At 68.8% G+C, this 13215-nt stretch carries 11 protein-coding genes; 8 read left to right on the top strand and 3 right to left on the bottom strand.

Going from position 1 to position 13215, the window contains the following annotated elements; genetic code table 11:
- Positions 1–84: 84 nt before the first annotated feature.
- Positions 85–627, bottom strand: a complete 543-nt coding sequence (gene ppa, locus QYL93_RS11970) for an inorganic diphosphatase (protein WP_305743847.1) — start codon at positions 625–627, stop codon at positions 85–87.
- Between the two features lie 287 nt (positions 628–914).
- On the opposite strand from ppa, the gene QYL93_RS11965 reads away from it, so the two are divergent.
- Both QYL93_RS11965 and QYL93_RS11960 read left to right on the top strand, forming a co-directional pair.
- Positions 915–2990 carry a sodium-translocating pyrophosphatase gene (locus tag QYL93_RS11965; RefSeq protein WP_305743846.1) on the top strand — a complete coding sequence of 692 codons (2076 nt, stop codon included), beginning with the start codon at positions 915–917 and terminating at the stop codon, positions 2988–2990.
- A gap of 80 nt (positions 2991–3070) precedes the next feature.
- Positions 3071–3457, top strand: a complete 387-nt coding sequence (locus QYL93_RS11960) for a VOC family protein (RefSeq protein ID WP_305743845.1) — start codon at positions 3071–3073, stop codon at positions 3455–3457.
- 1 nt (position 3458) lies between these two features.
- On the opposite strand, the gene QYL93_RS11955 is transcribed toward QYL93_RS11960, so the two are convergent.
- Positions 3459–4070 carry a TetR/AcrR family transcriptional regulator gene (locus QYL93_RS11955; RefSeq protein WP_305743844.1) on the bottom strand — a complete coding sequence of 204 codons (612 nt, stop codon included), beginning with the start codon at positions 4068–4070 and terminating at the stop codon, positions 3459–3461.
- Between the two features lie 106 nt (positions 4071–4176).
- Here QYL93_RS11955 and QYL93_RS11950 point away from each other — a divergent pair, with 106 nt between their 5' ends.
- From QYL93_RS11950 to QYL93_RS11925, 6 genes are all read left to right on the top strand, one after another.
- Positions 4177–4998: a metal-dependent hydrolase gene (locus tag QYL93_RS11950; protein WP_305743843.1), complete on the top strand. Its 822-nt coding sequence runs from the start codon at positions 4177–4179 to the stop codon at positions 4996–4998.
- A gap of 11 nt (positions 4999–5009) precedes the next feature.
- A complete protein-coding gene (locus QYL93_RS11945) occupies positions 5010–6461 on the top strand; it encodes a TolC family protein (protein ID WP_305743842.1) in 1452 nt (483 codons plus the stop codon).
- Between the two features lie 2 nt (positions 6462–6463).
- Positions 6464–7486: an HlyD family secretion protein gene (locus QYL93_RS11940; RefSeq protein WP_305743841.1), complete on the top strand. Its 1023-nt coding sequence runs from the start codon at positions 6464–6466 to the stop codon at positions 7484–7486.
- 46 nt (positions 7487–7532) lie between these two features.
- Positions 7533–8708: an ABC transporter permease gene (locus QYL93_RS11935; RefSeq protein ID WP_305743840.1), complete on the top strand. Its 1176-nt coding sequence runs from the start codon at positions 7533–7535 to the stop codon at positions 8706–8708.
- A 20-nt stretch (positions 8709–8728) separates the two neighbouring features.
- A complete protein-coding gene (locus tag QYL93_RS11930) occupies positions 8729–9880 on the top strand; it encodes an ABC transporter permease (RefSeq protein ID WP_305743839.1) in 1152 nt (383 codons plus the stop codon).
- Between the two features lie 99 nt (positions 9881–9979).
- Positions 9980–12277, top strand: coding sequence for a DUF1631 family protein (locus QYL93_RS11925; protein ID WP_305743838.1), 2298 nt, complete (start codon positions 9980–9982; stop codon positions 12275–12277).
- Here QYL93_RS11925 and QYL93_RS11920 read toward each other — a convergent pair.
- Positions 12272–13147, bottom strand: coding sequence for a bile acid:sodium symporter family protein (locus QYL93_RS11920; RefSeq protein ID WP_305743837.1), 876 nt, complete (start codon positions 13145–13147; stop codon positions 12272–12274). The genes QYL93_RS11925 and QYL93_RS11920 overlap by 6 nt on opposite strands.
- Positions 13148–13215 lie beyond the last annotated feature (68 nt).

The raw sequence follows: 13215 nt of genomic DNA, 5'->3' as shown, positions 1-13215 counted from the left end.
GCGGGGTTTCCATGAAAAAAGCATGCAGCCCGCGAGGGCATGCATGCTTTTTGGTCAGCGGGCCGCCGGCAAGGCAGCCGGGGATCAGGCCTGGCTGTTCTTGGCCTTGAAGCTGGCGATGCCGTCCATGATTTCCTTCTTGGCTGCGTCCAGGCCTTCCCAGCCCAGCACCTTGACCCACTTCCCGGCTTCCAGGTCCTTGTAGTGCTCGAAGAAGTGGCTGATGGCCTTCAGGCGCATCGGGTTCACGTCTTCCACCTTCTGCCAGTGGGTGTAGATGGGCAGCACCTTGTCGGTGGGCACGGCCAGCACCTTGCCGTCCACGCCGGCTTCGTCTTCCATCATCAGGATGCCGATGGGGCGGCAGGGCACGACCACGCCGGGGAACAGCGGGTAGGGGGTGATCACCAGCACGTCCACCGGGTCGCCGTCGCCCGACAGCGTCTGCGGCACATAGCCGTAGTTGGTGGGGTAGTGCATGGCCGTGGTCATGAAGCGGTCCACGAAGATCGCGCCCGATTCCTTGTCCACTTCGTACTTGATCGGATCGGCGTTCATCGGGATCTCGATGACGACGTTGAAGGAGTCGGGGGCGTTCTTGCCAGGAGGTACGTGGTTCAGGGACATGTCTGTGGATAGTGGTTTGAAACGATAACCCGCGAGCCCGGTTCAGGACCAATAGGGACCAAGAGCGTCGGGATTAACCCTGATTTTAGGCGCATGCCCCTTTCTGCCCGCTTGCAAACCGGCGTTTGCCTGTAAATTGGGTCCGTTGGCCAATCGACTCCTTGAGAAGCTGCTCCCGATTTTGAGCAGATTCTTCCCCCAGGAGCACGAGGAAGCAACGCAGCGGAAGCACCACCGACCTGCGTTGTGTTTCCTTCCGTGCAACTGAAAAAACCAAGGAGAAATGCATGGCTGACAACTCAGCGCTGACGTCCCCTCTGATACTGGCATTGGTTTGCGGATTGATTGCGGTGGCCTACGGCATCTGGGCCCGTGGGTGGATTCTTGCCAAGGATGCGGGCAACGCGCGCATGCAGGAGATTGCCGCCGCCATACAGGCCGGTGCAGCCGCCTACCTGGCACGCCAGTACAAGACCATTGCCATCGTCGGCGTGGTGCTGGCGATTCTCATCGGTGCCTTTCTGGACCTGACCTCCGCGCTCGGCTTCGTGCTGGGGGCCTTTCTCTCGGGCGCCTGCGGTTTCATCGGCATGAACGTCTCGGTGCGCGCCAACGTGCGCACCGCGCAGGCCGCTACCCAGGGCATCGGCCCCGCGCTCGACGTGGCCTTTCGCGGCGGTGCCATCACCGGCATGCTGGTCGTGGGCCTGGGCCTCCTGGGTGTAACGGGTTTTTACTGGGCGCTGTCGCGGGGCATCACCTCGGGGCCCATGCTGGCCGAGGCGCTCAACCCGCTGATCGGCTTTGCCTTCGGCTCCTCGCTGATCTCGATCTTTGCGCGCCTGGGCGGCGGCATCTTCACCAAGGGCGCCGACGTGGGCGCCGACCTGGTTGGCAAGGTGGAGGCCGGCATCCCTGAAGACGACCCGCGCAACCCCGCCGTGATCGCCGACAACGTGGGCGACAACGTGGGCGACTGCGCCGGCATGGCGGCCGACCTGTTCGAGACCTATGCCGTGACGCTGATCGCCACCATGGTGCTGGGCGCGCTGATGGTGGTGGCCGCGCCGGTCAACGCTGCGGTGTACCCGCTGGCGCTGGGCGCCGTGTCCATCGTGGCATCGATCATCGGCTGCTTCTTCGTGAAGGCCTCGCCGGGCATGAAGAACGTGATGCCCGCCCTGTACAAGGGCCTGGCGATCGCGGGCATTCTGTCGCTGATCGCGTTCTACTTCGTCACGATGTGGATCATGCCGGACAACGCCATCCGCGCCAGCGGCAGCCAGATGCGCCTGTTCGGCGCCTGCGCCACGGGGCTGGTGCTCACGGCCGCGCTGGTCTGGATCACCGAGTTCTACACCGGCACGCAGTATTCGCCCGTGCAGCACATCGCACAGGCCTCCACCACCGGCCACGGCACCAACATCATCGCCGGCCTGGGGGTCTCGATGCGCTCCACCGCCTGGCCGGTGCTCTTCGTCTGCCTGGCCATCCTTGCGTCCTACCAGCTCGCCGGGCTCTACGGCATTGCCGTGGCGGCCACGTCCATGCTGAGCATGGCGGGCATCGTGGTGGCGCTGGACGCCTACGGCCCCATCACCGATAACGCCGGCGGCATTGCCGAGATGGCCGAGCTGCCCAGCAGCGTACGCGACGTCACCGACCCGCTGGATGCTGTGGGCAACACCACCAAGGCCGTGACCAAGGGCTATGCCATCGGCTCGGCGGGCCTGGCGGCGCTGGTGCTGTTTGCCGACTACACGCACAAGCTGGAAAGCTATGGCAAGGCCATCAGCTTCGACCTGTCGGACCCGCTGGTCATCGTCGGCCTGTTCATCGGCGGGCTGATCCCCTACCTGTTCGGCGCCATGGCCATGGAGGCCGTGGGCCGCGCGGCCGGCGCGGTGGTGGTGGAGGTGCGCCGCCAGTTCAGCACCATCCCCGGCATCATGGACGGCACGGGCAAGCCTGAGTACGGCAAGGCCGTGGACATGCTGACCACCGCCGCCATCAAGGAAATGGTGATCCCCAGCCTGCTGCCCGTGGTGGTGCCCATCGTGGTCGGCCTGCTACTGGGGCCCAAGGCGCTCGGCGGCCTGCTCATGGGCACCATCGTCACCGGGCTGTTCGTCGCCATCTCCATGTGCACGGGCGGCGGCGCCTGGGACAATGCCAAGAAGTACATCGAAGATGGCCACCATGGCGGCAAGGGCAGCGAGGCGCACAAGGCCGCCGTGACCGGTGACACCGTGGGCGACCCCTACAAGGACACGGCCGGCCCGGCCATCAACCCGCTGATCAAGATCATCAACATCGTGGCGCTGCTGATCGTGCCGCTGGTGGTGCGATTCCATGGGAGCTGATACGCTGCGGTAGCAGCCTGTACGGCCACGGCCCGCTTCGGCGGGCCTTTTCTTTTTCCAAGCCATTTCACCGCACTGCCATGCCCATCACCGTGCAATCGCTGGACCATGTGGTCCTGACCGTCGCCAGCATTCCGGCCACCATTACCTTCTACGAGCGCGTGCTGGGCATGGCGGCGCGCGAGTTCAAGCCGGGGCGCTACGCACTGCATTTCGGCGAACAGAAGATCAACCTGCACGAGGTGGGCACGGTGGTGGACCCGAACGTGCGCCATGCCACGGCAGGCTCGGGCGACCTGTGCTTTCTCACGCACACGCCGCTCGACGCAGTCCTTGTGCATCTGGCCGCCGAGGGCGTGGCCGTGGTGCAGGGGCCCGTGGGTGCCACCGGTGCGCGGCAGCGGATGCGCTCGGTCTATATCTACGATCCGGACGAGAACCTGATCGAAATAGCGAACGAGGTCTGACTCAAAACTCCGCCGAGATCGCGGCCCTGAGCAGCATCGCGGCCGGCTCCACCAGTTCCTGCAGGTCGTTGGCGCGCCCCTGCTCGATGGACTGCAGCACCATCTCGTTGATGCCGCCCACCACGGCCATGGCCATCATGGGCTTGAGCGGGGCCTTGCGCAGGCGCTCGCCCGGGCGGTTGTTCACCACGTCGAGCATCAGGTCGGCCAGCTGCTGGTTGGCGCGGCGGCGCGCGGCCAGGCCCGGCGCGCCCAGGCCCAGCATCTCCACGAACAGCGTGCGCAGAAGCACGGGGTTGCTCTCAAGCACGCCGAAGTAGGCACCCATGGCCTGCTCCACCTGGGCCTGCCAGTCGCTGTGCGGATCGATGGCGTTGCGCAGCACCGTGATGGCGTTGCCGCTGGCGACCTCGTACAGCGCGATAAGGCACTCGGCCTTGTCGGCGAAGTTCTCGTAGAAGGTGCGGCGCGAGACGCTGGCCTCGCGCACGATGTCGGCGATGGTGGTGTCGGCATAGCCGCGCGCGGCCACGGCGCGCGCCATGCCCTCCAGCAGGCGGGAGCGGTGTACGGTGGATGTGGATGGGCTGGCGGCGGTCGTGGCTTCGGTCATGGCGCGGTGAAACTCCGAAAAGGTACTTGACAGTACCACACTCGCCACGCATGATATGCAACTGGTACCATGCAGTACCAAAACCTTTCATCCCTTGGAGCCCGCCATGACCGAACTCGTCGTCCGCCGTCTGCTCATCGACCTGGAAGCGCCTTTTGCGCGCCACTGGTGCGGCGGCGATGCCTTTCGCACGGCGCTCTTCAATGCGCTGTCCATGAGCTTCCCCGTGGGCGAGCAGTTCTTCATCGACGCGGTGCGCAATGGCCACAAGGCCCTGCCCGCCGACCGGCAGGCGCAGCACGCCGACGAGGTGCGCGGCTTCATCGGGCAGGAGGCCACGCACCGGCGCATCCACGCGCTGTTCAACGGCCACCTCGACACGCAGGGCCTGGTCAACACCTGGGGCCCGCGCGCGGCCGAGCGCATGAAGCTCTTCGAGGGCGCCGACCCGCGCCATCCGCTGGCGGTGACCGCCGCCAACGAGCACTTCACCGCCTTGCTGGCCGAGTGGCTGCTGGGCCACCCCGAGGTCCTCGCCGGCTCCGATCCACGCCTGGCCACGATGTGGCAATGGCACTGCGCCGAAGAGGCCGAGCACAAGAGGACGGCCTTCGACATTTACCAGGCGCTGGACGGCGACCATGCCTGGCGCATCACTTGGTTCCGGCGCATCACCCTGGTCTTTCTGGGCGACGTGCTGCGCCAGACCGTGGGCAACCTGCGCCGCGACGGCACGCTGTGGCACTGGCGCACCTGGCGCAGCGCGGCCCGCACGCTCTTCGGCAAGGGGGGCCTGGTGCGCGAGACCTGGCGCCCCTGGCGCGCGTACCTGCGGCGCGATTTCCACCCCAGCCAGCAGGGCAGCGACCTCTCCGAGCGCTGGCTGGCCGACCACCGCGATGCCTATACCCCCGTAGGCGCGCGCTAACCCCTCCCACCATGATCCAGAGCCCCTCCCACCGGCCGCACGCGGCGGCCGGCCAGCCCCGCCCTTGCCTGCGTATTTCCACACTGCGGGCCGCCGCCCTGCTGGCTGCGCTCGCCATGCAGTGGCCTGCGCAGGCCGAACCCATGGCTTTCCATACGGCGCAGGAGCAGTTGGCGGCGCGCTCCGACCAGCTCGCCGCATCGCGCAATGCGGTGCAAAGCGCACAGCTGCGCCGCCAGGCCCTGGCGCGCCTGGGCGGGCCCGTGGTCTCGTTCAGCGGTGCCGCGTACGCCTACAACGCCAACCTGGACCTCGACCTCAACCCCGTGAACCAGGCCCTGCCGGGCGTGCTGCAGCAGTTGCCGCCGCAGCTGGCGGGCTCGCTGGCCCAATTGCCGCACCTGCCGGCCAGCTACACGCTGAACCGCCACAAGACGGACACCAGCACCTCGGTCTCGGGCATCTGGCCGATCTACATGGGCGGTGCCAGCGACGCCGCACGCGGCCTGGTGGAGGCGCAGGCCGCCGAGGCGCAGGCCGATGCCGACAAGACCGGCCACGAGGTCACCACCGTGCTGGTGCAGCGCTACTTCGGCGCCCAACTGGCCGAACACGCGGCCCGCCTGCGTGAGTCGGCCCTGGCCACCATCGAGCAGCACGATGCCGCCGCGCAGAAGATGCTGGACGCCGGCGTGATCGCCCGCGTGGAGCGCCTGCAGGCCCGCGCCGCACTGGAGGAAGCCCGCCGCAACGCACGCAAGGCCCGCGACGACGCCGACCTGGCCGCCACCGCCCTCACCCGCACGGTGAAAGCCAGCGAGCGCGTGACGCCCACCAGCCCGCTCTTCGTGCTCGGCCAGCCGGTGGAGCCCCTGCCCCATTTCGTTGATGCCGCGCTGCAGCGCCACCCGGGCCTGGCCAAGGTGGCCGCCAAAAAGGGCCAGGCCGAGCAGTTGCATGCCGCGCAGGAGGCCTTGCGCAAGCCGCAGGTCTTCGCCTTCGGCCAGCGCCAGCTCAAAAGCGGCAGGGATGCCGACTGGGTGGCCGGCATCGGTGTGCGCTTCACGCTGTGGGACTCCATCGACCGCGATGCGCTGGCCGCATCGTCCTCGCGCCAGATCGAGCAGGCCGAGCGCAGCGGCGCCCAGGCGCAGAACGACATCGCCCTGCTGGTGGAAAAGCGCTGGCAGGCGCTGGAGCAGGCGCGGCGCGCCTATTTCGCCCTGCAGCCCGGGCTGGAGGTGGCCGACGAGGTGCTGCGCCTGCGCACCTCGGGCCTCCGCGCAGGCACCAGCACCACGCTGGACCTGATCGACGCCCAGGTCAACCAGGCCAAGGCACAGACCGAAGGGGCACAGGCCGCCCACGACTACGTGAAGGCCCTGGCCGAGCTGCTCGAAAGCTGCGGCCTGTCCGATGAATTTGGCAAATACATGGCACGTGCCGATGTGAAGGTGGAATGAACATGAGCGACAGCAACAATAACAACGCCAACCGCAGCGGCAAGGGCAGCCGGAAGGCTGCGGTGCTGGGCGCCGTGGCCCTGGTGGCCGTGGGTGGCTTCGTCGGCTTCGGGCTGTGGAAGGCTTCGCAACCGGCCCCCGAGGTGTTCCAGGGACAGATGGAAGCCCGCGAGGCCGACATCGCGCCCAAGGTCACGGCGCGCATCGCGCAGATACTGGTCAAGGAAGGCGACCAGATCGCCGTGGGCGCCCCGCTGATCCGCATGGACAGCCCTGAGGTGCAGGCCAAGCTGGCGCAAGCCACCGCCGCGCAGGAAGCGGCCCAGGCCGTGGCCGACAAGGCCGCGCACGGCGCCCGCCCGCAGGAGGTGGAGATGGCCCGCCTGGCCTGGCAGCGCGCCGTGACGGCGGCCGACCTGGCCGAATCCTCCTACCGCCGGGTGGACGGCCTGGCCCGCGAAGGCTTGGTGGCCGCACAAAAGCGCGACGAGGCCGAGGCCAACCACAAGGCCGCGCGCGACCAGGCCCTGGCCGCCAAGGCCCAGTACGAACTGGCCCGTGCCGGTGCCCGGCCCGAGGACCGGTCCGCCGCCAGCGCCCAGGCGCGCCAGGTGGCTGGTGTGGTCGCCGAGGTCAGGGCCGCCCAGGCCGAGACGGAGCTCAAGAGCCCCGTGGCCGGCGAGGTGGCCAAGGTGCTGGCACGCAGCGGCGAGCTGTCGCCCCAAGGCGTGGCCGTGGTCACGGTGGTGGACCTGGCCGACCAATGGGTGGTGCTGAATGTGCGCGAAGACCGCCTGCAGCGCTTTGCCATCGGCCAGGAGTTCGAGGCCACGCTGCCCGCCATCGGCAGCGCTGGCAAGCCCGTGCGCTTCAAGGTCTACCACACGGCCGCCCTGCCCGACTTCGCCACCTGGCGCGCCACGCGCGCCGGCCAGGGCTTTGACGTGCGCACCTTCGAAGTACGCGCCCGCCCGGCCACCCCCATCGAAGGCGCCCGCCCCGGCATGACGGTGCTGGTGCAATGAGCCGGCACGCAACGCCCCACCACCGCACCCTGACCGCCACCCCACCATGAGCGCCCTGGTCCACAGCTTTCGCCGCGAGGCGCGGCGCCTCTCTGCCAGCCCCTGGGACCTGGCCATGGTCACCTGGGTGCCGCTGCTCGCCGTGCTGCTCATGGGCTGGATCTTCTCGGCAGGCCTGCCGCGGCACCTGCCCGTGGGCGTGCTGGACGACGACCACTCGGCCCTGTCACGCCAGGTGGTGCGCATGCTGGACGCGACGCCCGGCCTGCAGGTGGTGCAGCACTACGCCAACACGGCCGAGGCCGAACGCGCCCTGCGCAGCGTGGAGGTGTATGCCGTGGTCACCCTCCCGCGCGACTTCGCGCGCACCGTGAAGGAGGGCCGCACGGCCCAGGTCACGCTGCTGCACAACGCGCAGCTGGGCACGCATTCGGGCGTGCTGCAACGCGACGTGCGCGCCGTGGTGGGCACGCTGTCGGCCGGCATCGAGATGGCCGCGCGCAACCAGCGCGGCGAGCCGGCCCAGGCCGTGCGCGTGAGCATGGAGCCCATCCACACGCAACTCGTGGCGCTGTTCAACGTGTCCACCAACTACGAGCAGTTTCTGGGCGCGGCGCTGATCCCCGCGCTGCTGCACATCCTGGCCATGACGGCCGGCGCCTGGGCTGTGGGGCGCGAACTGCGCGACCGCACGCTGGGCGAATGGCTGGGTGCGGGCGGTGGTGTGCTGCGCACGGGTGCGGCCCTGGTGGGCAAGCTCGCCCTGCCCTGGGCCTCGCTGACGCTGGTGGCACTTATGGCGCTGACGGGCATCACCTGGGGGCGCGGCTGGCACCCGCCGGGCAACCTGGCCTGGGTGGCTGCCGGGCTGGCGCTGTTGATGGCCGTGTCGCTGGCCGCCGGTGCGGCGCTGGCGGGCGCCACGCGCTCGCTGCGCACGGCGCTGTCGGGCGCCGGCTTCTTCGCGGCACCGGCGTTTGCGTTCAGCGGCGTGGCCTTTCCGCTGGCGGGCATGCCGGCCAGCGCGCGCGCCTGGGCCGAGGCCATGCCCTACACCCACTACATCCGCCTGCAGATCGAGCAGTTGCAGATTGGCGCACCGCTGCGCACCAGTATTTCCACCGTGGTCGCGCTGATGGCGGCCACTGCCGTGCTGCTGCTGGCGTGCACGCTGGCCCTGCAGCTGGCACGGCGCAGGCCCGAGAGCTGGGGAGGAAGGTGATGGAACAAACCACCCACGCAATGACCCCACCCAACGATGAACCCGGCAGTCTCTGGAGCGCCTGGCTCCAGGCCCTGGCCACCATTGGCCGCGACAAGGGCGTGCTGCTGCTGCTCGTGGCGGCGCCGGTGCTCTACGGCTTCTTCTACCCCTGGTTCTATGCCGATGAGGTGCTCACGCGCGTGCCCGTGGCCGTGGTGGACATGGACCGCAGCAGCCTGTCGCGCCAGATCACGCGCTTTGCCGAAGCCGACCCGCGCATCGAGGTGCGCCTGGTGACCGCCAGCGAGCGCGAGGCGCAGGAAGCGCTGTGGCGCGGCGAGGTGGAAGGCTATGCGCTGATCCCCGCGAACCTCAAGCGCAGCGTGGCGCGCGGCGAGGAGGCCCTGGTCCGCGTCGAAGGGAACGGCGCCTATGCGCTGCTCAACAAGGCCGTGCAGTACGGCTTTGCCGAGGCCGTGGGCACCGTGTCCGCCGGCATCGAGATCCGCAAGCTGCAGGCTGCGGGCCAGAGCGCGCAGCAGGCAGCGGCCAGCCGCAACCCGGTGCAGCTGCAGATGGTGGCGCTGTTCAACCCCACCGAAGGCTACGGCAGCTTCGTCGTACCCGCCGTGGCGCTACTGATCCTGCAGCAGACGCTGCTCATGGGCGCGGCCATGCTCACCGGCACCTGGGTCGAGTCCGGCCAGCACCGGGCACGGGCCCGCACCTGGCTGGGCCGGCTGCTGGCGCTGTGCACGCTGGGCTGGGTCAGCGGTCTGTTCTACTTCGGCTGGATCTTTCTGCTGCACGACTACCCGCGCGGCGGCAACCCGCTCGGTGCGCTGGCGCTGCTGGCCTGCTACGTGCCCGCCATCGCGGCCCTGGGCGCACTGATCGGCCTGTGGGTGGGCAACCGCGAGCGCGCACTGCAGGTGCTGCTGTTCACCACCTTGCCCATGGCCTTCGTCGCCGGCTTCTCCTGGCCCGTGGAGGCCCTGCCCGAGCCGCTGCAGTGGCTGCGCTGGCTGCTGCCCAGCACCTCGGGCGTGCAGGCCTCGCTGCGGCTCAACCAGCTGGGCGCGCCCCTCGCGGCGGCCTTGCCCCAGCTGTGTGCGCTGGTGGCGCTGTGCGCTGCATGCACCGCGGCGCTGCTGGCCTGGGCCCGGCCAGGGCCGGGCCAACCGGGCTGAGGAACCTAGAACCTGTTCAAGGTCCGCTTGAACAGATTCTTGGGCACCTGGGCAGCAAGCCCGCGTACCATCACAGGCATTCCGGTATTACCAGAGAAGATGGCCTTGACACACTCCGCACTGCCTGACCCTGCCCCTCTCGGCGGCAACGCCCCGCACTACCAGCGCATCGTCGATGGCGTGCTGGCGGATTCCAGGCACCTGATGGAGCGCGTTGCCGAGGCGACGCGCATGTCTTTGCAACTGCGCCAGGACCAGGCCCGTACGCCGGGCGAGCACCAAGGCATGCGCGAAGCGCAGCAGCAGTTGATGCGGCTCACCTCGGTGATGGGCGAGCGCTACCCTGGCGCGCTGCGCAAGGCACTCGAACAGCAGACTGCGGCGCCGGGGGAGGAAAAACCCTCGCGCTCCCTGTTCACCATCCATTTCGACGAGCTCGAACTGATGGACGAGTCGCAGATCACCGAAAGCGTCGAGCGCGCCCGCGCCAGGCAGGTCCTGGCTTCTGCCGTGGAGGGGCCGCTGGCCGACCTCGACGCCCTGGTGTGCGCAGCACAGGGACTGCCGAGGGTGCAGCCCGAGCACAACCCCCTGCGCCCCGAAGTCTTCCTGCAGGCACTGCAGGCCGTGGTGTCGCAGATGCAGGCCACCGCGCAGGTGCGAAACGATTGGATGGCGCACATGGCCAAGGCGCTGGGCACCGAACTCAAGGGGCTCTACCTGGCACAGATCGAGCTGCTCAAGCAAGGCGGCGTGCAGCCCGTGGGCTACGCCATGCGCCAGACCGACGGCCAGTACCAGTATGTATACGTCGCGCCGGGCGGCGGCGGAGCATCCCCCGGGTTCGGGGCAGAAACGGACATGCCGGTACCGGCCGGCGGCGCCGACCCGCTGCTCACGCTCGACCGGCTGCGCCGCCTGCTGCTCGGCGAGTTCAGCGAGCAGCCCGCGCCGGCGCAGGCCCCGGCGGCCACGCCGGACGATGAGCCCTTCGCCGAACGTTTTGCACGCGAGTTCGACAACCCGGTGCAGCTTCCGCAGATCGACCCGCCCGCAACGGATTTCGCCATGACCGTGCCCGCCGCCTTCGAGGCGCTGCAGGAAATGAACCAGGTCGGCCAGATGATGGAGCGCCTGGGCAGCCAGCGCGCTCAGCCCGGCGACGGCCCAGGGCAGAGGCGCGCCGCGGGGCTGGGAGACGCCCTGGGCATGGAGGTGGTCGCGCTGATGGTGGACAACATCGCGCGCGACAGCCGGCTGCTGTGGCCTGTGCAGCAGTTCGTGCGCGCCCTGGAGCCCGCCCTGATGCAGCTGGCGTTGGCCGACCCCCGGTTCTTCAGCAACAAGGAGCACCCCGCGCGCCGCCTGCTGCAGGACATCACCGACCACAGCATGGCTTTCAACGGGGCCGAGGCACCCGGCTTCAAGCGATTCATGCGCTCCCTCATGGACATTGCCGGCCCGCTGGCCACGGCCACCATCGAAGGGGCCGACGACTTCGAGCAGGTCCGCCAGCAGTTGCACGCGCAATGGGCAGACGGCGAGCAGGTGCGCGAACAGGAGCGCCTGCGCGCCATCGAGGCGCTGGAGCACGCGGAGCAGCGCCACATACTGGCGGCCAGGTTGTCCGGCGAGATCCGGTTGCTGCCGCAGATCGACAACATTCCCGGCGAGATTGCCCACTTCCTGCTCGGCCCCTGGGCCCAGGTCCTGGCCCAGGCGCGCCTGACCGACAGGACCGGCAGCGCCGACCCGGGCCGCTACCAGGAGCTGGTGGGCGCCTTGGTCTGGAGCGCGCAGCCCGAACTGACCCGCACGAACACCGGTGAGCTCGCGCGCCTGATCCCCCAACTGCTGCCTCGCCTGCGCGAGGGCCTCGCATTGATCGACTACCCCGCCGACAGGACCGAAGCCGTCTTCGAGCAGTTGATGCAATTGCACCAGCAGGCCTTCCAGGGCGGGCCGAAGCCTGCAGGGCAGCCGGCGCCAACCCTGCTCACGCAAGAGGACGAGGAGCCGTGGCTTGCGCCATCGGAAGCCCAGGATTCCGGCTTCATGGACGACTTGCAGCCTTCCCAGCCCGGGATCCTGGAGCCCCCGCCCGAGCCCACCCCGGTGGATGGACCCACCCGACCTGCACTGGCCGTCGGCAGCTGGGTGAACCTGCTGGTGGCAGGCCAGTGGGAGCGCACCCAGCTGTCCTGGGTCGGCTCGCAGGGCACCTTCTTCCTCTTCACCAATGCGTCCGGGCGCACCCAGTCGATGACCCTGCGGCTGCTCGACCGGTGCTTCCAGCAAGGCAGCCTGCAGGTGCTCAGCCAACAGCCCGTGGTGGATGTCGCCCTGGACGCTGTTGCGCAGGCCGCCATGCGCAACAGCGTGGAAAGCAGGTTATGAGACCCTGGCGTTCTGCCCCGGTCTGCGCAGCACCAGCGCACCGAACAGCGGCGCCATGATGTACATGCTCACCGAGTAGATGGCCGCCGGCAGTGCGAGCTGGAAGTTGTTGAGCACCGACAGCGCGATGAAGATCGCCAGCGTGGAGTTGTGGATGCCGATCTCGAAGCCGATGGCCGTGGCCATGGACTTGTCCATGCCCACAGCGCGTGGCAGGAAGTAGCCGGCACCCAGGCTCAGGGCATTGAACAGCAGCACGGCCGGCCCGATGTCGGCGAACGATGCCGACAGCGCCGCCCATTCCTTGGCAATGGCGATCAGCGCGAAGGCCGCGAGCACCACGGCGCTGAAGATCTTCATGGGCTTTTCCATGCGCGCGCTGAAGGCCGGCGCGCGCCGGTGCACCCACATGCCCACCACCACGGGGATGAGCACGATCACGATCACCTCCAGCACCTTGCCGAACTGCAGCGGCACCACCTGGCCCGTCTTCGCGAAGGTGGCGATGGCCCAGTTGGTGATGAGCGGCAGGCTCACGATGGACAGCAGCGTGTTGATGGCCGTGAGCGAGATGTTCATCGCCACGTTGCCGCCGAACAGGTGGCTGAAGAGGTTGGCCGACACGCCACCCGGCGAGGCCGCCAGCAGCATCAACCCCACGGCATACAGCGGCGGCACGCCCAGCAGCACGATGAGGCCGTAGCAGGCTGCCGGCAGCACCAGCGCCTGCAGCACCAGGGCCAGCACCACAGCGCGCGGGTACTGCAGCAGGCGCTTGAAGTCCGCCACGGTGAGCGACAGGCCCAGGCCGAACATGACGAGGCCCAGCGCAATGAACAGCAGCGTGGGCAGGATGGAAATGAAACTCATGGTGCGCTCACGCGGCCTGGGCTGGCCGCGCTCCTGTGGCAAAGCCCACGGCGCCGCCATGCGGTGCC

The sequence above is a fragment of the Acidovorax sp. A1169 genome (assembly GCF_030704685.1).
Taxonomy (GTDB): domain Bacteria; phylum Pseudomonadota; class Gammaproteobacteria; order Burkholderiales; family Burkholderiaceae_C; genus Acidovorax.
The sequence above is the reverse complement of the archived record's forward strand: the minus strand, read 5'-3'. Positions and strand labels throughout refer to the sequence as shown.

Coding starts and splice junctions, on each gene's coding strand:
- QYL93_RS11930 (WP_305743839.1), top strand. CDS start 8,729: ATGACCCCACCCAACGATGAACCCGGCAGTCTCTGGAGCGCCTGGCTC.
- QYL93_RS11965 (WP_305743846.1), top strand. CDS start 915: ATGGCTGACAACTCAGCGCTGACGTCCCCTCTGATACTGGCATTGGTT.
- QYL93_RS11925 (WP_305743838.1), top strand. CDS start 9,980: ATGGCCTTGACACACTCCGCACTGCCTGACCCTGCCCCTCTCGGCGGC.
- QYL93_RS11920 (WP_305743837.1), bottom strand. CDS start 13,147: ATGAGTTTCATTTCCATCCTGCCCACGCTGCTGTTCATTGCGCTGGGC.
- QYL93_RS11940 (WP_305743841.1), top strand. CDS start 6,464: ATGAGCGACAGCAACAATAACAACGCCAACCGCAGCGGCAAGGGCAGC.
- QYL93_RS11945 (WP_305743842.1), top strand. CDS start 5,010: ATGATCCAGAGCCCCTCCCACCGGCCGCACGCGGCGGCCGGCCAGCCC.
- QYL93_RS11960 (WP_305743845.1), top strand. CDS start 3,071: ATGCCCATCACCGTGCAATCGCTGGACCATGTGGTCCTGACCGTCGCC.
- QYL93_RS11950 (WP_305743843.1), top strand. CDS start 4,177: ATGACCGAACTCGTCGTCCGCCGTCTGCTCATCGACCTGGAAGCGCCT.
- QYL93_RS11935 (WP_305743840.1), top strand. CDS start 7,533: ATGAGCGCCCTGGTCCACAGCTTTCGCCGCGAGGCGCGGCGCCTCTCT.
- ppa (WP_305743847.1), bottom strand. CDS start 627: ATGTCCCTGAACCACGTACCTCCTGGCAAGAACGCCCCCGACTCCTTC.
- QYL93_RS11955 (WP_305743844.1), bottom strand. CDS start 4,070: ATGACCGAAGCCACGACCGCCGCCAGCCCATCCACATCCACCGTACAC.